This window comes from Mesorhizobium sp. B2-4-7 (genome assembly GCF_006442685.1).
Classification (GTDB): domain Bacteria; phylum Pseudomonadota; class Alphaproteobacteria; order Rhizobiales; family Rhizobiaceae; genus Mesorhizobium.
The window spans coordinates 103548-123888 of sequence record NZ_VFVH01000003.1 but is presented as its reverse complement, the minus strand read 5'-3'; the positions used below and the strand labels follow the sequence as shown (position 1 = coordinate 123888).

Here is a 20341-nt window from a genome sequence, read left to right as displayed (position 1 = left end):
TTTTCGCACTGCGTCAAGGCTTTCCCCGTTGAAAGACAAGAACCCTGTCGTTTCCGCCGAGGTCGCCAAACGCACCAGCGACCGCATAGCCGGACGAGCGAAATATAGCGGTGACCTCGATGTGCTGTGTGTAGCCGATCTCGACCGCAATCCTGCTTCCGGCTTCTAGAAACTTAGCCGCCTCAGCGGCGATGACCCTGTAAGGGGCCAACCCATCCGCGCCGCCATCCAAGGCCAGGCGCGGGTCGAAATCGCGGACTTCATCCTGCAGATTTCCGATGTCTTCCGATCGTATATAGGGAGGGTTTGCGACAATTACATGGTATCGACCAGAAACTTTTTCAAACCAGTCGGACAGCAGCGCCGTGAACCGGTCGCCAAGCCCCAATTTCGCGGCATTGCGCGTTGCCGTCCTCAACGCCCCTTCCGAGAGGTCTACCCCGGTGGCAATCGCTGCCGGCACGGCGCTGAGCAGCGCCAGCGCGATGGCTCCGCTGCCGGTTCCCAGATCGAGGATGCGGCACTCGCCCTCGCGCATGACGGTTGCCCTGACAAAGGGCAGTATGGCCTCGACCAGCGTTTCGGTGTCGGGCCGCGGCTCGAGCGTTTCCGGCGACAGCGACAGCCGCAACCCGTAGAACTCCCGATAGCCCAGGATGCGGTGCACGGGCTCGCCGCCCGCGCGGCGCCTCAAGGCGCGGTCGATCTGGACAAGAGCAGCGGCATCGACCGCATGTTCGGGATCGGCAATGGCCTGCGTGCGGGTCGTACCTGAAAAGTGCTCCACGATCAGTCTTGCATCGAGCGCGGGATCATCGACCGCGGCCAGGCGCGCTCGCGCTGCCCGCAGCAGCGGCCCCAGCGCCTGGGGCAAAGGATCAGCCATCAAGACCGATATCGGCGAGCAGCTTCGACTGGTGATCGGCGATCAGAGCGTCGATGACTTCGTCGAGTTCGCCCATCATCACCCGGTCGAGCTTGTAGAGCGTCAGGTTGATGCGATGATCGGTGACGCGGCCTTGCGGAAAATTGTAGGTGCGGATGCGTTCCGAGCGGTCGCCGGAGCCGACCTGCGACTTGCGCGATTCCGAGCGCTCCTCATCGGCCTTGCTGCGTTCCAGGTCGTAGAGCCGGGCCCGCAGGATCTGCATGGCCTTGGCCCGGTTCTGGTGCTGCGATTTCTCCGCCTGCACCACCATGATGCCGGTCGGCAAATGGGTGATGCGCACTGCCGAATCGGTGGTGTTGACGTGCTGGCCGCCCGAGCCCGACGCGCGCATCGTGTCGATGCGGATGTCTTCGGCCCGGATGTCGATGTCGACTTCCTCCGCCTCCGGCAGCACGGCTACCGTCGCCGCCGAGGTGTGAATGCGTCCGCTGGCCTCGGTCGCGGGCACGCGCTGCACCCGGTGGACGCCGGACTCGAATTTCAGATGCGCGAAAACCCCCTTGCCGGAAACCGTGGCGATGATTTCCTTATAGCCGCCGGCGTCGCCCTCGCTGGCCGACACCGTCTCGAACCGCCAGCCGCGCGAAGCGGCATAGCGCTCATACATGCGAAACAGGTCCCCGGCGAACAATGCTGCCTCGTCGCCGCCGGTGCCGGCGCGGATTTCCAGGATGGCGTTCTTGTCGTCGGCCGCATCCCTGGGCAAGAGCAGGATCTGGATGTCCTTCTGCAACGCTTCGATGCGCTCATCGACCCCTGGCAGGTCGGCCTCGGCGAGCGCCCGCATCTCGGCATCGGTGCCCTTGTCGGCGAGCATCGCCTCGAGATCGGCCTGCTCCTGCTCGGCCGAGCGCAAGGCTCTGACCTTGGCAACCATCTCCTGGAGCTCGGCATATTCCGATGCCATCTTCACATAGGCATCCGGCGCCGGGCCGGCCGACATCTGCGCTTCGAGCATTTCGAAACGCTTGACGACTTGATCCATGCGGTCGCGGGGAAGGGAGATCATTGCAAAGGTGCTATAACGGAATTGAGCGGTCGTCGGCAAAGGCCTGCAGCAGCGCCCGCATCGGCAGCCCCTGGGCCGGCGCCATCAGATTGTCGTCGAAGAACGCTTTCAACGCCTCCAGCGGCAATTCGGTCAGCATCGCCTTGACCGGACCGATCGAAGCGGGCGACATCGAGATAGAACGGAAACCGAGGCCGACCAGCGCCATTGCCGAGATCGGCTTGCCGGCGAGTTCGCCGCAGAGTGTGACGGGCGTGTGGTTGCGGGCCCCGGCATCGGCGATGGTCTTGAGCACCCGCAGGAACGGCGTCGACAACGTGTCGAAGCGATCGGAAAGCTGCGTGTTGCCGCGGTCGACCGCCATCACGAACTGGAACAGGTCGTTCGAGCCGACCGAGACGAAGTCGACCGCCTTCATCAACTCGTCAAGCTGGAACAGGAGGGACGGCACCTCCAACATTGCCCCGAGCTTGAGGCTGGTCGGCAAATGATGGGCAAAGCGCGACAGATGCCGCACCTCGCGGTCGATGATTTCGCGCGCCTGGGCGATCTCGCCGAGCTCGGTGACCATCGGCAGCATCAGCTTGAGCTCCCGCCCGCCGCAGGCTTTCAGCAGGGCGCGGATCTGGGTGCGCAGCAATCCCGGACGGTCCAGCGTCAGGCGGATCGCCCGCCAGCCGAGCGCCGGGTTCTCTTCCTGGATGGCGCCTTTGAAATAGGGCAGCACCTTGTCGCCGCCGATGTCGATGGTGCGGAAGGTCACCGGCTTGCCGCGCGCGGCATCGAGCACGTCGCGGTAGAGCCGCTCCTGCGCCTCGGCACGGGGAAAGGTCGAGGCGACCATGAACTGCAATTCGGTGCGGAACAGGCCGATCCCGGCGGCACCCGATTCGGCCAGTTGCGGCAGGTCGACGGCAAGCCCGGCATTCATCAAAAGGTCGACCGCAACGCCATCCTTGGTCACCGACGGCTTCTTGCGCAGTTCGCGGTAGACTTCCTGCCGGCGCGCCCGGAACCGCACCTTTTCGGCATAGGCGGCTTCGAGATCCGACTGCGGACGAAGATGGATCGCGCCTTCCTCGCCGTCGACGATGATGGCATCGCCGTTTTCCGCCATGGAAACGGCGCCCTTCATCTGCCCGGCGACTGGAATGCCCATGGCGCGCGCGACGATGACGACGTGGCTGGTGGCGGCGCCATCCTCGAGCACCAGCCCGCGCAATTTGTCCCGGGGATAATCGAGCAGTTCGGCGGCGCCCATCGAGCGGGCGACGATGATGGCATCCTTCGGCAGCGAGGCCGCGACATCATCAGGCCCGCGTCCCATCAGCTGGCGCAGAAGCCGGTTGGCGAGGTCGTCGAAATCGCTCATCCGCTCGCGCAGATAAGGATCGGTCATGTGCAGCATGCGGGCGCGCATGTCGCTCTGCACTTTTTCGACCGCAGCTTCCGCCGTCAGGCCGTTGCGGATCGCCTCTTCCAGCCGCCGGACCCAACCGCGGTCGTTGGCGAACATGCGGTAGGCTTCCAGCACCTGGCGATGCTCGCCCTCGAAGGCGACGTCGCGGCGCTCCAGCATGTCGTCGATGGAAAGCCTGAGCGAACCGAGCGATGCCTCGAGCCGGCGGACTTCCTCTTCGCTGTCCTCGTTGAACAGGTTGGTGACGACGATGCGCGGCTCGTGCAGCACGACATGACCGAGCCCGACGCCCTCGTTGAAGGACAGGCCGGTGAAGCTGACCGGGCGGCGCAGATCGAGCTCGAGGCCGGGCCGCGTCAGCCGCGCCAGATCGCCGGTGGCGATCATCTCGGCGATCACCATCGCGGTGGTTTCCAGCGCCTCGACCTCGTCGTCGCGGTAATGGCGCATGGTTTTGTTTTGCACCACCAGCACGCCCAGCGTGCGCCCTGCCCTGAGCACCGGCACGCCGAGGAAGGAATTGTAGATCTCTTCCCCGGTTTCCGGCAGGTAGGCGAAGGCCGGATGTTCCTGCGCATTGGACAGGTTGAGCGGCCGCGCGCTGGCGGCAATCGTGCCGACCAGGCCTTGCCCCAGCCTGAGCTGCGCCAGGTGCACCGCGTTCGGGTTCAGGCCTTCGGTGGCGTAGAGTTCGAGCACGGAATCGGCGCGCAGCACATAGAGCGAGCACACTTCGGCGACCATGTTGGAGGCGATGTCGCGCACGATGCGGTCGAGCCGCTCCTGCGGCTCCAGCGGCTCCTGCATGAGCTCGCGGAGCCGTTTCAGCAGAACGCGCGGGCCACTGGCCGGGTCACGCATCGCGGCTTCTTCTCCAATAGGCTTCTTGCCGGCGCAGTTTCGGCCGCCGCCGGCACGCACGCAACAACTGATTCAGTCTGCTACTGCTTATCCAGACCGTAGACGGAATGCAAAGTGCGAACCGCGAGTTCCGTGTAAGGACCGTCGATCAGTATCGAAATCTTGATCTCGGAGGTGGTGATGGCGCGGATGTTGATCGCCTTGTCGGCCAGCGCCTTGAAGGCGGTGGCGGCAACGCCGGCATGGCTTCTCATGCCGATGCCGATGACCGAGACCTTCGACATGCCGGCTTCCGACTGCACGACGTCGTAGCCGACATCGGCCTTCAGCCGGTCGAGCACGGCCAGCGCTTTGTCCACGTCTCCGGAGGGCACCGTGAAGGTCATGTCGGTAAGCTTGCCGTCCTCGGAAATGTTCTGGACGATCATGTCTACGTTGATGTTGGCCTCGGCCAGCGGCCCGAAAATGCCGGCGGCGACGCCCGGCCGGTCGCCGACACGCCGCAGCGAAATCTGCGCCTCGTCCTTGGCATAGGCAATTCCGGTGACGACCTGCTGTTCCACGATCTCTTCCTCGTCGCAAATAAGCGTTCCGGGCGGATTGAGCAAATCCCCCATTCCGGGCGCGTCGGGATCGTCGAAGGACGACCGCACGAAGGTACGCACCCTGTGCACCATGGCAAGCTCGACCGATCGCACCTGCAGAACCTTGGCGCCGAGCGAGGCCATTTCAAGCATTTCCTCGAACGATATCTTGGCCAGCCGCCGCGCCTTGGGCTCGATGCGCGGATCGGTGGTGTAGACGCCGTCGACGTCGGTATAGATGTCGCAGCGGTCGGCTTTGACGGCGGCCGCGATCGCCACCGCGCTGGTGTCGGAGCCGCCACGACCAAGCGTTGCGATGCGGTTGTCCGGTCCGATGCCCTGGAAACCTGCGATGACGGCCACCTGGCCCTCGCCGAAGCGCTTGATCAGGAAAGCGCCGTCGATATCGAGGATGCGTGCCGCGCCATGCGCGTTGTCGGTCTTGATCGGGATCTGCCAGCCCTGCCAGGAGCGGGCGTGCACGCCCATGTTCTGCAAGGTGATCGCCAGGAGGCCTGCCGTCACCTGCTCGCCGGACGCGACGACGGCATCATATTCGCGCGCGTCGTGCATCGGCGAGGCCTCGCGCGTCCAGCCGACCAGTTCGTTGGTCTTGCCGGCCATCGCCGAGACCACCACCGCCACCTCGTGGCCGGCATCGACCTCCCGTTTGACGTGACGCGCCACATTGCGGATGCGGGCGATGTCGGCGACGGAGGTTCCGCCGAATTTCATCACGATGCGCGCCATGGAAGCGAAATGCCTTTGACTGAAGCCGGCTCTGCGCCGAAAAACCGAGGAAAGCGCCCGGCTGGCGCCGGCCGCTGAATGCGCGGCCTCCTTAGCCAAAACCTCCAGGCTTCGCAAGCGATGGCGCACAAGAAGGGCGCCACGTGCCTGCTGGACTGGAACTCCATTTTGCGCAGCGCCGCCACCGGCAAGGCCTCAGCCCGGGCGGGCGACGCTTTTCCACAAATGCGGATAGTCGAGCACGAAGCCGAGTGGAGAGACCTCCAGCACCGCCTCATAGCCGAAAGCCGGCGCGGCATAGGCGTAGCGGGCCGCGTCGAGGCGCCGGTAGGCCTGGTCGAGCCGCGTCATTCTGAGCTCGGGAAAGGCCAGATAGGCGGCCGGTGCCGGCGTCGCCTGGCCGACGGCGAGCGCGAACCGGCGGATCGCCAGGAGGTTCGAAGCCGGCGTGAAGCCGAGATCGACGTCGATCAGGCCGGCCACCTCCGGCTGCGGCTCGCCATCCAGCGTCCAGGAGCCGTCAGTATGGCGCTCGATCCCCAGGGAAAGCTCTTGCGGGCCGAGAAAGCCCTCGATACGTGCCGAGCGCGTGTGCCAGCCGGCATCGCAATCCACCTCGTAGGCGATGCAACACGGCTTGTCGTCTTGCAGGAAGATGGCCTGCCCCTTCAGGCGGTGCCCGCCGGGCCGCTGCGAGAGCATGCAGGAATCGTGACCTTCAAGGTCGAGCCTGCGCCAAAGGATCGATGCGGTCTGAATCACGGCCATCTCCTTTTCTCAACACGATCTTCCCTTTTTCGCACGCCGCCGCTTTTTTGTTTCGGCCGAGGTGCTCCCTGAGCTGACACGTCCTGACAGGGCGCCGGCAATAGAGGGCGCTTGTCGGCGGTGCCGGCCTCGCACTGTCAGCAGGCGAAAATGCAGCCTTGACTTTCCCTCCCCCACGCCCGACTTGCTAGCGTCCGAGGAGACCAATCGATGCCAGAGCCCCGACGATCGACGATCGATGCCGGAGAAGTGGAGCGCTTTTCCGCCCTTGCCGCCGAATGGTGGAACCCGAACGGCAAGTTCCGGCCGCTGCACAAGTTCAACCCCATCCGGCTTGCCTACATACGCGACCAGGTGGCAACGCGCTTCGGCCGCGATCCGCGCGCGGCACGGCCATTCGAGGGCCTGCGCTTTCTCGACATCGGTTGCGGCGGCGGCCTGCTGTGCGAGCCGATGGCGCGGCTTGGCGCCGAAGTGGTCGGCGCCGATGCTTCCGCCACCAATATCGAAGTGGCCAAATTGCACGCCGCCGAAGTCGGCGTGACGATCGACTACCGCGCCACCACGGCCGAGGACCTGGCCGACGCCGGCGAAAAATTCGACGTTATCCTCAATATGGAAGTGGTCGAGCATGTCGCCGACATCGACCTGTTCGTCGCCAAATGCGGCGAGATGGTCAAGCCCGGCGGCATCATGTTCGTGGCCACGATCAACCGCACGCTGAAGGCGCTAGGGCTGGCCATCATCGGCGCCGAATATGTGCTGCGCTGGCTGCCGCGCGGCACTCATCAGTTCGGCAAGCTGGTGCGCCCGGAAGAGCTGGAAAAGGCGCTCAGCGGCGCCGGCCTGACCGTCATCGACCGCACCGGCGTCGTCTACCACCCGCTCGCCGACCGCTGGCAGCGGTCGAAAGACATGGACGTCAACTACATGGTGCTGGCGGAAAAGGGCACGGTCTGAACCGGCTCACGCCGCCTGACTCTGCGCCCTCGCGCTGGTCCCGCTTTGCGCCTTGGTGGTGATAAACACGCCGGCCGTGATGATGACAGCGCCTGCCCAGGTCAGCAGCTGATAGTGCTCGCCGAGGAAGATCGTGCCCGCGAACAGCCCGACGGCCGCCGCCACATAGCCGATCTGGCTGAGATAGACCGGGCCGCCCACCGCCTGCAGCCGGAAGAAGAAGGCAAACATTGCCGAAGCCGACGCCATCTGCGCGACGACCACAGGCGGTACCGCGCCCAGCGGAACAAACGCTTGCCAGCCGAAAAGCGTCAGGATGCCGAGGAGAAGCAAGGTCGCCGACGCCAGATGGCTGCCCACGGCAAGCTCGATCGGGCCGGTTCCTTCGGGCCAGTCGACGGTGCGGTAGATGTTGCCCGCGGCAAGGCTGACCGGGATCAGCAACCCGATCGTTACCCAGAAATAATCGGCCGGTTGGCCAGCTTCGCCGCGTGTAAGCGCGACCATGACCGCACCGATGAAGCCGACCGCAATGCCGATGACGCCGAGCAGGTTGGGGCGCCGAACGCCAAGCAAGATCGAGAACACGAGCGTGATCACCGGCGATAGCGTGAACATGATGCCCGTATATCCCGCGCCGAGATGCGGGATGGCCGAAAACATCAAGAGGTTGGGAAAGGCATAGGACACCGCCGCCGTGACGAAGAAATAGCGCAGCTTGCGCGCCGTAAGCTTGATGCGCTCGCCACGCAGCAGGAGAGCCAGCAACAGCACGCCGCCGGCACCGAGCGAGATGACGAAGGCCCAGACCATGGCCGGAACGCCGGCGGCGGTCGCAAGCTTGCCGAACGGCAGCGTCAGGCCAAGCAGGGCGCCCGTCACGACCAGCAGGCCAAGCGCCGAATCCCAGAGAAATTTCATCTGATGGTCCTCGTCATCGTCGCCGGCACTTGGCCGCCACTTCATTTTCCGATAAGATAACGAAAAGATTCTTAACGTCAAGATACATGGCAGAATAGATGGACAGGGCGGCAAAAGCGATCGAACAATGGAACAGGGAGAGGCCGGACCTTGACGTCTCGCCGATGGGCGTGATCGGGCGGTTGAATGAAGCATCCTCGCTGATTGCCCGCGAGCGCCTCGCGCCGTTGTTTGCGCGCTATGGATTGCAGGCCGGCGAATTCGACGTGCTGGCCACGTTGCGCCGCTCGGGCGCGCCCTACGCGCTGACCCCGACCGCCCTTTACGAGGCGACGATGGTGACCTCGGGCGCCATGACCAACCGGCTCGACCGGCTCGAAACCTCAGGGTTGATCGTGCGTGGTCCGCATCCCAACGACCGGCGCGGCATCGTCGTGCGGCTGACTGAAAAAGGCCTCGCTTTGATCGACGAGGCCATTGCTGCCCACGTCGCCAACGAGCACGAGATTCTTTCCGGCCTGACGCAAGCCGAACGGGAAACGCTTTCGCGCCTGCTTGAAAAATTGATCGGCAGCGTAAGCTGACCGCTCAGTTCCGATCCTCCGGAAACACCGGGATCGGCATGAACTCGACGCCGTCCTCGGCCAGGCTCTTGGCCTCCTCCAGCGTCGCCTCGCCATAGATGCCGCGCGGGTCGGTCTCGCCGAAATGGATCTTGCGCGCTTCCTCGGCGAATTTGTCGCCGACGTAATCGGCATTCTCGCGAACCTTCTCGGCCATTGCCTTCAGTTGCGCCAGCGCCTGCTTCTGCGCCTCGCCCATGGCGAGCGCTATCGTTTCCTGCTTGCGCGCCGTCGACACGGCCGGCGCCATCAGGGCTTTCTCCACCTTGTGCGAGCCGCAGCTCGGGCAATCGACGAAGCCACGCTTCTTTTGCGTGTCGAAATCGTCATTGCTGCGGAACCAGCCCTCGAACTCGTGCTCGTTTTCGCAGATCAGGGAGAAGCGGATCAAGAGGCCGCTCCCCTGAGACGCGATGTCTCGGACGAACCGGCATTGATAGCGAAATCCCGCGCATTTTTCAGATTGGGGATCTTCTTGCGAGCCGCCAGCGACTGCGCGGAGTCGATCTCGGCGACGATCACCGCCGGCTCATTGTGCGCCGCCTCCGCGATGACGCGGCCCCACGGATCGACGATCAGCGAATGGCCATAGGTTTCGCGGCCGTCCTCGTGAAGGCCGCCTTGCGCAGCGGCCACGACATAGGCGCCGTTCTCGATGGCGCGGGCCCTGAGCAGCACGTGCCAATGCGCCTCGCCGGTTTGGCGGGTGAAGGCGGCGGGCACGGAAAGCAGGTCGGCGCCGGCTAGCGCCTCGGCGCGGAACAGTTGCGGAAACCGCAGGTCATAACAGACGGCAAAGCCCAGCTTGGCGCCTTCGATGGTCGTGACGACCGCCTCCGTGCCGGGCTCGTAGGTCGCGGATTCGCGCCAGCTCTCGCCATTGTCGAGATCGACGTCGAACATATGGATCTTGTCATAGGAGGCGAGCGTGGCGCCGTCCGGACCGAACAGCAGCGCCCGGTTGGCGAGCTTGCCGTCGGCGCGCAGGATGGCGGTCGAGCCGATATGCAGGTGGACGCCAAGTTCGCGGGCCAGTCGGCGGGCGGTCCCGACGATGATGTCCTTGTCCTCTGAGGTGAAAGACGCGGCCTTCTTGTCACGCACCAGCGCTCCGGTCATTTCCGGTGTCTGGATGTAGCTCGCCCCCTGGCCGGCTGCCTCGCGCACCAGCCGCTCGAGCTCGATTGCGTTGCGCTCCGGCCTCTCCCCCGAACGCATCTGGATCGCGGCCGCCTTGAAAACACCCATCGTCATATCCTCAATTCGTCGAGCCATTGGCGAGCAACTTGTCCAGTCGGCCTTGCGCCTCCAGCTCGTGGAGGTCGTCGCAGCCGCCGACATGCGTGTCGCCGACGAAAATCTGCGGAAAGGTTGTGCGGCCATGGGCGCGCGAAATCATCTCCTGGCGCAGTTCCGGTGAAAACGACGCGTCATGCTCCGTATAGGCGATGCCCTTGCGCTCGAGCAGCCGCTTGGCGGCCGTGCAGTAGCCGCACATCATGCGTGTATAGATGGTGACGTCGACCATGACGAATTTCCACTGTTTGTTGCCGACTTATATAGTCGTGGACTCGTCGGCCCGAAAGTCCCCCGGCAGCACGCGTGCGAAGGTCAGCACGTCGACGGCGCCGGCCCCTGCTTTTTTCAGCGCCTTGCTGGCGGCGCGAACCGTGGCGCCCGTGGTGTAGACGTCGTCGATCAAAAGCACGCGGCGGCCGGCGATCTCGATTTCCGCTTCAGCAGGCACGCGAAAGGCGGCCCGCACATTCTCCTCGCGGTCCTTGCGCTCCAGCCCGACCTGCTGGCGCGTGAGCTTGACACGCCGCATGGCCGAGGGTGCGAAAGACAGGCCGCTGAGCTCGCAGACCGCCCTCGCCAATTCCGCCGACTGGTTGAACCGCCGCCTGAAGAAGCGGCGCCAGTGCAGCGGCACCGGCACCACCACATCCGCCTCGGCAATGAGGTCAGCGCCCGCGCGCAGCATCCAGCGCGCCATCCACGGCGCCAGGTCGGTGCGATCCTGGTACTTCAGCCCCTGCACCATCTGGCGGGCGACGCCGGAATAGGCGACGGCCGCCCGCGCCCGCTCGAAGGGCGGCGGATCGGCGATCGCCTCGGCGGACAGAAAGCCCTCGCCCATATGGTGGGTGAACGGCGTGCCCATCACCGGGCACCAGGGCCGCTCCAGGAGGCGCAACTTCGGCCAGCAGGCGCCGCACAGAACGCCGGGCTGCGAGACATGCCTGCGGCAGCCGGCGCAGACAGGCGGGAACAGGATGCGCGCCGGCCAGTTCGCCGCCGACCGTGCAAGGTTCCTGATGTCCAGAGGCTTGATCTTGGGCATGGGATCGGCCACGTGGTGGGTGCTGTGCGCCACTATATCAACTCCATCGGGGAATGGACAAACAAAGGATCTGCCCGTTTGCTGCCGATAATGGACACCTCACTGTGGCTGGCGCACAAGCGGCGCGCGCTCGATCATCCGGTCGGCGGCGCGGACTTCCTGATGCGGCGCAGTGCCGACGATCTTGCCGACCGGCTGGGTGCCGTGGAGCGCAGGTTTAGCAAGGCAGCGGTGCTGTTTTGCCAGACGTCGGCCGCAGCCGACATCCTCGCCGCGAGCGGCAAGGTGGCGGACATCGTCCGTGTCGAGGCGGATGCGGCTTTCCTGGGCGATTCCGCCGGCATGGTCGCGCCGCTGGAAACCGTGCCCTTCGAGCCGCAAAGCCTCGACCTGGCGGTGTCGCTTCTTTCGTTGCAGGCCATGAACGACATTCCCGGCATGCTGGTGCAGATCCGCCGTGCGCTGCGTCCGGACGGGCTTTTCCTCGGCGCCTTCGCCGGCGCCGGCACGCTCGGCGAATTGCGTGAAAGCCTGCTGGCGGCCGAGACCGAGCTTCACGGCGGCGCCAGCCCGCGCGTCATTCCGTTCACCGACGTTCGCGACGCGGGAGCGCTGCTGCAGCGCGCCGGCCTCGCTCTGCCGGTCGCCGATGTCGAGACGGTGACGGTGCGCTATGACAGTCTTTTCAACCTGATGGCCGATTTGCGCGCCATGGGCGAAACCAGCGCGCTTGCCGATCGCAGCCGGCGGCCGGGCACACGCCAGCTGTTCGCCCGCGCCGCGCAAATCTACGCCGAGCGGTTTTCGGATCCCGACGGCCGCATCCGCGCAAGCTTTTCGATGGTCTGGATGTCCGGCTGGGCGCCCGATGCATCGCAGCAAAAGCCGCTCAAGCCGGGTTCGGCCAAGATCTCGCTGAAGACTGTGTTGGAGCAGCCCAAGGGGCAATGACAGTGTCCGCGGACGCGGACAGCCAGATCAGGGTGCGAAAGCGTTGGCAAGCCTGCTGCCATTGTCGCTGAACAGCCAGGTGATCGCGTTGAAGACCTGGCTGATGCCGCCGACGATCGTCAGCGACAGTACGGCGACGATCAAGCCGTATTCGACGGCCGTGGCGCCCTTTTCATCGTTCAGGAAACGCAGCAGCACTGTTTTCATCACGTCGATCCCTCTTGCCGGAACCATACCGCCGACCTGTTAAGAAAGGTTAACGGCACAGGCTTAATAGGCGATGAAACCGCCGCCTCTGAAAATGTCTTGGACCCGGTCAGCAGTCGCCGCTGGTCCGGCCGTCGGATCGGATGATGCAGACCGAATCGGGCTGCGGCTGAAGCACGCTGCGGCGCACCGTATAGGTATCGCGACGAGTGATCGAACCAGTGGCAGTCATGTCGAGACCGCTGGCAAAATTCCGAGCCGATTGCGAGCGCGTCTGGCTCTCGAGGAAGGGCGTTGCGATCAGGGCCAGCGCCACCGCGGCCGACCCGAACAGCAGCGTGACGCGCAACACGCCCATGCCCGCATCCGCGGCGCGAAAACTGCGGTCGGGCCGGATCGAATCCCAATCCCTGTCTAGGCTCATGCTGTCGCTCCCCAGAAAATCGCCGGCACGGCCGCGACGAGGCAGCCTTGCATCAATTTTTCATGATGAGATAAATCTTCCATTAATGCTGGTTTATGCGCCCCGCAGCTCCGCTCAGCCACAGGCCGCTAGCGGTTCTGTTCGCCTACAGGAGGTCGATCAGGAACGGGATCAGCGGAGCGTCGGCCGGCGGCATCGGGTAGTCGCGCATCTGCCTGGGCCGCACCCATTTCAGCGCCTGCCCCTCCTTCGGCTGGGCGATGCCGCGAAAGCGGCGGCAGATGAAAAGCGGCATCAAAAGATGGAAATCGTCGTAGCTATGACTGGCGAAGGTGAGCGGTGCCAGGCACGGGATCTCGGTCTCGATGCCGATCTCCTCATAGAGCTCGCGGATAAGGCATTGCTCCGGCGTCTCGCCGGGCTCGACCTTGCCGCCGGGAAACTCCCAGAGCCCGGCAAGCTGCTTGCCCTCGGGCCGCTGCGCCAGGAGCACGCGCCCGTCGGCGTCGACCAGGGCGCAGGCGGCGACCAGGAGCAGGCGCTTGCCGGCGATCGTCACATCATTCATGCCCGATTTCACCCATGAACAGGCGGCCGGCGGTAGTGGTAGCGATAGACCTCGTCGAAGCCGAGAGAATGATAGAGCGCCAGCGCCGGCACATTGCCGGCCTCGACCTGCAGCCAGGCTTCCCGCGCGCCGCGCAGCCGCGCCCATTTCAGCGCCGACAGGATCAGGTTGCGGCCGTGGCCCTTGTTGCGTGCCGACTTGTCGGTGGCGACCTCGAACAGGCCGGCGAGATCGCCGTCATGGACGCAGATCAGCGTCGCCAGTGGTTCCGCTCCAGCCTCGAGCGCGAACAGCCCGGCCTCGGGCTGGATGGCGCCGATGATCTCCGACAGGCCTGGCCGCAGCGACGCGTCCGAGCCGCTGACCTTGAGCGACGCGCCGATGAAGCGGCTGATGTCCTTCAACGGGATCTGGTCCATGGCGGCGTCGAGTTGCGCATCCGCCAGCGGCAGCCGCATCACCAGCGATTCGTCGAACCGACTCCAACCCTCGCGGTCGAGATGGCTGGCCAGATCCGGCCCCGATAACGGCGACATGCGGAAGGTCAGCGGACGGCCATAGGCATCGAAACGGCGGCTGGCGCGGCCGATGCGGTCGGCGATGTGCTGGGTGTCGCCGGGATCGAGCGGATTGACCGAATTCAGCCGCTTGGCCGGATGTCCGGCCGTCAGCCGCACCACCCAGGTGCCGTCATAATGGACTGCCGCCGCGGGCCAGGCGCGGAACCCGGCCGCCTCATAGCGGCGCACTGTCGCCAGCATGCTGGCCGGATGTTTGGAAACCAAGTCCGTCAGCTCCGGTAGTCGCCATTGATGGCGACGTATTCCTTGGTGAGGTCGCAGGTCCACACCGTCGCCTTGCCGCGGCCGATGCCGATATCGGCGCGGATGCGGATGTCGTCGCGCTTCATATACGCCGAGGTCGCTTCCTCCGAATAGGCCGGATCGCGCTCGCCCTCATGCGCCAGCCTGTTGTCGCCGAACCAGATCGACAGGCGGTCGCGGTCAGCCGGCTCGCCGGCCTTGCCGACGGCCATGACGACGCGGCCCCAATTGGCGTCCTCGCCGGCGACCGCGGTCTTGACCAGCGGCGAATTGGCGATCGAGAGCGCGATGCGCTTGGCCGAGCGCGCCGATTTCGCGCCGGTAACGGTGACTTCGACCTGCTTGCGGGCGCCCTCACCGTCGCGCACCACTTGCAGCGCCAGCGACTTCAGCACTTTGCCGAGCGCACGGCGGAACGCCCCCAGACGGGCATCCTTGGGGTCGGTTACCTCCGGCGCGCCGCGTTTGGCGGCCTTTCCGGTGGCGAAGAGCAGCAGCGTGTCGCTGGTGGAGGTGTCGCTGTCGACGGTCACCGCGTTGAAGGTCTTGGCCGTGCCGCGCGACAGCAGATCCTGCAGCACGGGGGCGGCGATCGGCGCATCGGTGGCGACAAAGGACAGCATCGTGGCCATGTCGGGTGCGATCATGCCGGCGCCCTTGGAAATACCGTTGATGGTGACATCGGTGTCACCGAGCTTGACGGTCTGCGTCGCCACCTTCGGATAAGTGTCCGTGGTCATGATGGCTTTGGCCGCCTCGGTCCACAGGTCGGGCTTGCCGTTGCTGACCAGACCAGCCAGCAGATGGCTGAACTTGGTTGTGTCAAGCGGCTCGCCGATGACGCCGGTCGAGGCCAGGAACACCTCGCCTGGCGTGCAGCCGGCAGCCTTGGCTGCCGCTTCGCCCGTCAGCGCGGTGGAGTCCCGGCCCTTCTTGCCGGTGAAGGCGTTGGCGTTGCCGGAATTGACGACGAGCACCCGGGCCTTGCCCGCGGCAAGGTTCTGCCGGCAGAAATCGACTGGCGCCGAGGGGCATTTCGACTTTGTGAACACGCCGGCGACCGCCGTGCCGGGCTCGAAGACCATGGCCAGGAGATCGGTGCGGTTCTTGTATTTTATCCCCGCTTCGGCGGTGGCGATGCGCACCCCCTCGATCTCAGGCATCTTGGGGTATTTCTTCGGCGCGAGCGGCGAAATCGTCGTGGACATGGAACCTCGGACGGGAAAAATCGGCGGAGAAACGCCGGTTTGCCCGATACGGCGCGCCCGCGCAAGGCGTTTTGGTGGCGGCGTGAGAACCGGAATTGGCCTTGACCGGTTCGCAGCCGGCTCCGTTGCAGTTCGCTGGCACCGCCCTGCCCAGGTTGCGATCGTTGCGACTCGGTGCGGGCGCGCGGCCGGAGTTGGTCAGCACCGATGACGGCCTGCGCATCGTGCGGGAAACATGGCAGGCAAAAATGTCCCTTGAGTCAACCGCCAAGAACGGGCCGTTTCGTTTCATCGCCGGATCACTTATATTGCCGGCCCTACCGACGGCGAGGGCGACAGGATGGCCGAAGAGGCGGATACGGCGCGTAAATCTATTGGCGCGCGGCGCAATCCCGACAGCGCGGAAGCTATTCTCGATGCCGCCGAGGCGGTGTTGGTCGAGGCCGGCTATGCCGGCTTCTCGATCGAGGCCGTGGCGCGGCGGGCGCGTGCGGGCAAGCCGACCATCTATCGCTGGTGGCCGAGCAAGGCCTCGCTGCTGCTGGAGGTCTACCAGCGCCAGAAACGCGTCGATGTTCCCGATACGGGAAGACTGGAAGAGGACCTCGTCGGCTTCCTCAAGAACCTGTTCGCGCACTGGCGCGAGACGTCGTCGGGCAGCGTGTTCAGGTCGCTGATCGCCGAGGCGCAGTCGGACGAAACGGCGGCCACGGCCCTTGCCGGCTATACCGGCGGGCGCCGGGCCCACACCGGCCAGATCATCGAGCGCGCCAAGGCAAGGGGCGAGGTCGCGGCCGATGTCGATCCGGCTGTGGCCGCCGACCTGGTGGCTTCCTATGCGTGGCGGCAGCTCCTGACCAACCGGCTCGACGAAGACGAGGCGACGATACGCAAGGTGGTCCGCTATCTCCTGCGAGGCATAGAGGGGCCCGACGGCTGAACTGACGCAAAAAGGGCGCGGCGCCCTTTGGCCACCGCGCCCCTTTTTCGAAACCGTTCTGGTTTACTTGGCGCTTTCCAGCGTATCGACGGCCTTCTTCAAATTGGCGTCGGGAATTTCGACCTTGGCATCGGCGCGCAGCGACTTGACCAGCGCGAAATACTTGTCGCGGATGACCGCCTGCTTGGCCTGGTCCTTGACGTCGTCGAAGGCCGGCGGCTGCTTGGTGCGCTTGTCCTCGAGCTTGATCACATGCCAGCCGAACTGCGACTGCACCGGCTGCTCGGTGTATTTGCCGACCTCGAGCGCGAAAGCGGCCTTGTCGAATTCCGGCACCATCTGGCCAGGTCCGAACCAGCCGAGATCGCCGCCACTGGTCTTGCCGCTCGGATCCGAGGTGTGCTCGTTGGCGAGCTTCTGGAAATCGGCGCCGCCGTCGAGTTGCTTGATGATCGCCTCGGCCTCTTCCTTCGTCTTCACGAGGATGTGACGGGCATGCACCTCGTTGACCGGCGGCGTGTTGGCGATCTCCTGGTCGTAGCGGGCGCGGATCTCGGCGTCGGTGACCTTGTCAACGACGCCCTTCTCGACCATCTCGCCATGCAGCGCGCGCTGCTGCAGGAAGGCCATGCGGCGCTGGAAATCGGGATCCTTGTCGAGACCGGTCGAGACGGCCTGGGCGGCCATGACGCGGATCTCGATTGCGGCCGAAAGCGCCGCGGCGCGGCGTTGCTCGGCCGGGAGTTGCGCGAACTGCTGCGACAGCTCGCCTTCGGCAAGCACGAGATCTGCTTCGGTGAGGGGTTGGCCGTTGACGGTGGCAACCACTGTATTCGGATCGACCGGTGCGGTCGGTGCCGCTGGTGGTGCCGGCTGGGCTGGTGCGGTTTCCTGCGCCATCAGCGGCGACAGGCAAAGAGCCGACAGGCCGACGGCCAGGCCGAGGCTGGCGAGCGACGCACGGCGGAACAACAAGGACATTAAGATGACTCCGATGAGGATGTGAAGGACGGGAGGCTTCCAGATCAGCCAGATTGTGGCCGAATTTGGCGCGACCGGCAGGGCCAGCGCGGCGTTGACATCAGTTGAGCCCCCTCTTATCTGTCCAACGACTTTGCGTCCAGAACCGTTTTCCGGGCGCTTTTTGCGTTGCCCGTATACAGGCGGCGCATTCACGTGGATTTGATGGGGCCGGCCGGCGCTCGTCTCAGTTTGAGAATTCTATCGAAAGGACCATTGGATGGTCAGTCTCGGCGGTCTCGCCCGTAAGGTTTTCGGCTCCTCCAACGACCGCAGGGTCAAGTCGACCCGGCCCCGTGTCGAGGCGATCAACGCCATGGAAAACGAGATGCGGGCGCTCTCCGATGCAGAGCTCGCCGGCCGCACGGAAAAGTTCCGCCAAGACATCGCCAACGGCGCCAGCCTCGAGGACCTGCTGATCCCGGCCTTCGCCACCGCCCGCGAGGCGGCGCGCCGCGTGCTCGGCATGCGCCCCTTCGACGTCCAACTGATCGGCGGCATGGTGCTGCACAATGGCGGCATCGCCGAGATGCGCACCGGTGAGGGCAAGACGCTGGTCGCGACCTTGCCCGTTTATCTCAATGCACTGGCCGGCAATGGCGTCCACGTCGTCACCGTCAACGATTATCTCGCCACCCGCGACTCCGAATGGATGGGCCGTGTCTACAAGTTCCTCGGCCTCTCGGTCGGCGTCATCGTCCATGGCCTGTCCGACGAGGAGCGCCGCGTCGCCTACGCCGCCGACGTCACCTATGCCACCAACAACGAACTCGGCTTCGACTATCTGCGCGACAACATGAAGTACGAGCGCGCCCAGATGGTGCAGCGCGGTCACAACTACGCGATCGTCGACGAAGTCGATTCCATCCTGGTCGACGAGGCGCGCACCCCGCTGATCATTTCCGGTCCCCTCGAGGACCGTTCGGAAATGTACAACACCATCGACACTTTCATCATCCAGCTGCAGCCGCAGGATTATGAGATCGACGAGAAGCAGAAGACCTCCATCTTCACCGAGGAAGGCACCGAGAAGCTCGAGAACCTGCTGCGCGACGCCGGCCTCTTGAAGGGCGAGTCGCTCTATGACGTCGAGAACGTCGCCATCGTCCATCACGTCAACAATGCGCTGAAGGCGCACCGCCTGTTCCAGCGCGACAAGGACTATATCGTGCGCAATGGTGAGATCGTCATTATCGACGAGTTCACCGGCCGCATGATGCCCGGCCGCCGCTATTCGGAAGGCCTGCACCAGGCGCTTGAAGCCAAGGAGCATGTGGCGATCCAGCCGGAGAACCAGACGCTCGCCTCCGTTACCTTCCAGAACTATTTCCGCCTCTACAAGAAGCTTTCCGGCATGACCGGCACGGCGCTGACCGAGGCCGAGGAATTCGGCAACATCTACGGCCTCGAAGTCACCGAGATCCCGACCAACCTGCCGGTCATCCGCAAGGACGAGGACGACGAGGTCTACCGGACGGTCGAGGAGAAATACAAGGCGATCGTCAAGGAGATCCGCGAAGCCAGCGCCAAGGGCCAGCCGACGCTGGTCGGCACCACCTCGATCGAGAAGTCCGAGCAACTGGCCGAGCGGCTGCGCAAGGAAGGTTTTAAGGATTTCGAGGTGCTGAACGCCCGCCATCACGAGCGCGAGGCGGCGATCGTCGCCCAGGCGGGCAAGCCCGGCGCCATCACCATCGCCACCAACATGGCCGGCCGCGGCACCGACATCAAGCTCGGCGGCAATGCCGAGATGCGCATCGCCGAGGAACTGGGCGACATGCCCGAAGGGCCCGAGCGCGAGGCGCGGGAAAAGGAAATCTATGCCGACGTCGAGCGCCTGAAGGAAAAGGCGCTGGCTGCCGGCGGCCTCTACGTGCTCGCCACCGAACGCCACGAGTCACGCCGCATCGACAACCAGCTTCGTGGCCGCTCCGGCCGCCAGGGCGACCCCGGCCGCTCGAAATTCTTCCTGTCGCTGCAGGACGATCTGATGCGCATCTTCGGCTCCGAGCGCATGGACGGCATGTTGCAGAAGCTCGGCCTCAAGGAAGACGAGGCCATCATCCATCCCTGGATCAACAAGGCGCTGGAAAAGGCGCAGAAGAAGGTCGAGGCGCGCAACTTCGACATCCGCAAGAATCTTCTGAAATATGACGACGTTTCCAACGACCAGCGCAAGGTCGTGTTCGAACAGCGCATCGAGCTGATGGACGGCGAAGGCCTGTCGGAGACCATTGCCGAGATGCGCGAAGGCGTTATCGACGAGATCGTCGCCAAGGCCATTCCCGAGAACGCCTATGCCGAGCAGTGGGATGTCGCCGGGTTGAGGGCCGAGGTCGCCGAGTTCCTCAATCTCGACCTGCCGATTGAGGAATGGGTCAAGGAAGAAGGCATCGCCGAGGACGACATTCGCGAGCGCATCACGCAAGCCGCCGACGCCGCCGCCAAGGAGCGCGCCGAGCGCTTCGGGCCCGAGGTGATGACCTATGTCGAGCGCTCCGTGGTGCTGCAGACGCTCGACCATCTGTGGCGCGAGCACATCGTTAATCTCGACCATCTGCGTTCGGTTGTCGGCTTCCGCGGCTACGCCCAGCGCGATCCTTTGCAGGAATACAAGAGCGAGGCGTTCGAGCTGTTCCAGGCGATGCTGGGCAATCTGCGCCAGGCCGTCACCGCGCAGCTGATGCGCGTCGAACTGGTCCGCCAGGCTGCCGAGGCCCCGCCGCCGGAAGCCCCCGACATGTTCGGCACGCATATTGACGGTACCACCGGCGAGAACGATTTCGAAGGCGGCGAAACCGCCCTTCTGGTGCGCCAGGAAAGCAACGCCATCGTCGCCCCCGAAGACCGCGACCCCAACAACCCCGCCACCTGGGGCAAGGTCGGCCGCAACGAAGCGTGCCCCTGCGGCTCCGGCAAGAAATACAAGCACTGCCACGGCGCTTTCGCGTAAGGAAAACCTGCAGGGCTCACATTCCCGGATTTCTGATCCGGGCGAGATTCCTACGTG

General features: G+C 64.8%; 22 protein-coding genes. 5 read left to right on the top strand and 17 right to left on the bottom strand.

From position 1 onward, the window contains the following. Positions 1-13 precede the first annotated feature (13 nt). The 5 genes from prmC to FJ946_RS10665 all read right to left on the bottom strand — a co-directional run bounded on the left by prmC (position 14) and on the right by FJ946_RS10665 (position 6341). Entirely contained in the window at positions 14-886 is an 873-nt protein-coding gene (gene prmC, locus FJ946_RS10685) for a peptide chain release factor N(5)-glutamine methyltransferase (protein ID WP_140565939.1), read from the bottom strand. Then, a complete protein-coding gene (gene prfA, locus FJ946_RS10680; RefSeq protein WP_140565936.1) occupies positions 879-1958 on the bottom strand; it encodes a peptide chain release factor 1 in 1080 nt (359 codons plus the stop codon). Before prfA ends, prmC begins: the two co-directional genes overlap by 8 nt. A gap of 10 nt (positions 1959-1968) precedes the next feature. Then, entirely contained in the window at positions 1969-4239 is a 2271-nt protein-coding gene (ptsP, locus tag FJ946_RS10675) for a phosphoenolpyruvate--protein phosphotransferase (RefSeq protein WP_140525455.1), read from the bottom strand. Positions 4240-4319: 80 nt separating this feature from the next. After that, on the bottom strand, positions 4320-5573 hold the full coding sequence (locus tag FJ946_RS10670; protein WP_140513838.1) for an aspartate kinase: 1254 nt from the start codon (positions 5571-5573) through the stop codon (positions 4320-4322). 195 nt (positions 5574-5768) lie between these two features. Then, complete coding sequence (locus FJ946_RS10665; protein ID WP_140565933.1) at positions 5769-6341, bottom strand: putative glycolipid-binding domain-containing protein; 573 nt, start codon at positions 6339-6341, stop codon at positions 5769-5771. A 210-nt stretch (positions 6342-6551) separates the two neighbouring features. On the opposite strand from FJ946_RS10665, the gene ubiG reads away from it, so the two are divergent. Then, entirely contained in the window at positions 6552-7301 is a 750-nt protein-coding gene (ubiG, locus tag FJ946_RS10660; protein ID WP_140558167.1) for a bifunctional 2-polyprenyl-6-hydroxyphenol methylase/3-demethylubiquinol 3-O-methyltransferase UbiG, read from the top strand. 6 nt (positions 7302-7307) lie between these two features. On the opposite strand, the gene FJ946_RS10655 is transcribed toward ubiG, so the two are convergent. Further along, a complete protein-coding gene (locus FJ946_RS10655; RefSeq protein ID WP_140513841.1) occupies positions 7308-8222 on the bottom strand; it encodes a DMT family transporter in 915 nt (304 codons plus the stop codon). A 98-nt stretch (positions 8223-8320) separates the two neighbouring features. On the opposite strand from FJ946_RS10655, the gene FJ946_RS10650 reads away from it, so the two are divergent. Further along, positions 8321-8806, top strand: coding sequence for a MarR family transcriptional regulator (locus FJ946_RS10650; protein ID WP_140500921.1), 486 nt, complete (start codon positions 8321-8323; stop codon positions 8804-8806). 4 nt (positions 8807-8810) lie between these two features. On the opposite strand, the gene FJ946_RS10645 is transcribed toward FJ946_RS10650, so the two are convergent. Genes FJ946_RS10645 through FJ946_RS10630 form a run of 4 tightly spaced genes read right to left on the bottom strand, consistent with a single transcriptional unit; the run spans position 8811 to position 11201 of the window. Continuing rightward, positions 8811-9236, bottom strand: coding sequence for a DUF1178 family protein (locus FJ946_RS10645; protein ID WP_140500920.1), 426 nt, complete (start codon positions 9234-9236; stop codon positions 8811-8813). Beyond that, positions 9233-10093 (bottom strand): carbon-nitrogen hydrolase family protein, encoded by an 861-nt coding sequence (locus FJ946_RS10640; RefSeq protein ID WP_140565931.1) that lies wholly within the window; start codon positions 10091-10093, stop codon positions 9233-9235. Before FJ946_RS10640 ends, FJ946_RS10645 begins: the two co-directional genes overlap by 4 nt. A gap of 10 nt (positions 10094-10103) precedes the next feature. Then, on the bottom strand, positions 10104-10373 hold the full coding sequence (grxC, locus tag FJ946_RS10635; RefSeq protein ID WP_140500918.1) for a glutaredoxin 3: 270 nt from the start codon (positions 10371-10373) through the stop codon (positions 10104-10106). A gap of 27 nt (positions 10374-10400) precedes the next feature. Further along, entirely contained in the window at positions 10401-11201 is an 801-nt protein-coding gene (locus tag FJ946_RS10630) for a ComF family protein (RefSeq protein WP_140500963.1), read from the bottom strand. 66 nt (positions 11202-11267) lie between these two features. On the opposite strand from FJ946_RS10630, the gene FJ946_RS10625 reads away from it, so the two are divergent. Continuing rightward, positions 11268-12140 carry a methyltransferase domain-containing protein gene (locus FJ946_RS10625; protein WP_140500917.1) on the top strand — a complete coding sequence of 291 codons (873 nt, stop codon included), beginning with the start codon at positions 11268-11270 and terminating at the stop codon, positions 12138-12140. A gap of 27 nt (positions 12141-12167) precedes the next feature. On the opposite strand, the gene FJ946_RS10620 is transcribed toward FJ946_RS10625, so the two are convergent. From FJ946_RS10620 to FJ946_RS10595, 6 genes are all read right to left on the bottom strand, one after another. After that, positions 12168-12347: a Flp family type IVb pilin gene (locus FJ946_RS10620; protein WP_140500916.1), complete on the bottom strand. Its 180-nt coding sequence runs from the start codon at positions 12345-12347 to the stop codon at positions 12168-12170. 109 nt (positions 12348-12456) lie between these two features. Then, positions 12457-12771: a hypothetical protein gene (locus FJ946_RS10615; protein ID WP_140500915.1), complete on the bottom strand. Its 315-nt coding sequence runs from the start codon at positions 12769-12771 to the stop codon at positions 12457-12459. Positions 12772-12916: 145 nt separating this feature from the next. Further along, entirely contained in the window at positions 12917-13339 is a 423-nt protein-coding gene (locus FJ946_RS10610; protein ID WP_140500914.1) for a (deoxy)nucleoside triphosphate pyrophosphohydrolase, read from the bottom strand. Positions 13340-13347: 8 nt separating this feature from the next. Beyond that, positions 13348-14100, bottom strand: coding sequence for a GNAT family N-acetyltransferase (locus FJ946_RS10605; RefSeq protein ID WP_140500961.1), 753 nt, complete (start codon positions 14098-14100; stop codon positions 13348-13350). Positions 14101-14129: 29 nt separating this feature from the next. Next, complete coding sequence (gene argJ / locus FJ946_RS10600) at positions 14130-15371, bottom strand: bifunctional glutamate N-acetyltransferase/amino-acid acetyltransferase ArgJ (protein WP_140565928.1); 1242 nt, start codon at positions 15369-15371, stop codon at positions 14130-14132. Continuing rightward, positions 15319-15663, bottom strand: a complete 345-nt coding sequence (locus FJ946_RS10595; protein WP_140565926.1) for a hypothetical protein — start codon at positions 15661-15663, stop codon at positions 15319-15321. Before FJ946_RS10595 ends, argJ begins: the two co-directional genes overlap by 53 nt. A 48-nt stretch (positions 15664-15711) precedes the next feature. On the opposite strand from FJ946_RS10595, the gene FJ946_RS10590 reads away from it, so the two are divergent. Further along, a complete protein-coding gene (locus tag FJ946_RS10590; protein WP_140525449.1) occupies positions 15712-16311 on the top strand; it encodes a TetR/AcrR family transcriptional regulator in 600 nt (199 codons plus the stop codon). Positions 16312-16374: 63 nt separating this feature from the next. Here the strand turns inward: FJ946_RS10590 and FJ946_RS10585 are convergent, their stop codons facing one another. Next, positions 16375-17292, bottom strand: a complete 918-nt coding sequence (locus FJ946_RS10585) for a peptidylprolyl isomerase (protein WP_140565923.1) — start codon at positions 17290-17292, stop codon at positions 16375-16377. Between the two features lie 259 nt (positions 17293-17551). On the opposite strand from FJ946_RS10585, the gene secA reads away from it, so the two are divergent. Further along, positions 17552-20284, top strand: a complete 2733-nt coding sequence (gene secA, locus FJ946_RS10580) for a preprotein translocase subunit SecA (protein ID WP_140565920.1) — start codon at positions 17552-17554, stop codon at positions 20282-20284. Positions 20285-20341 lie beyond the last annotated feature (57 nt).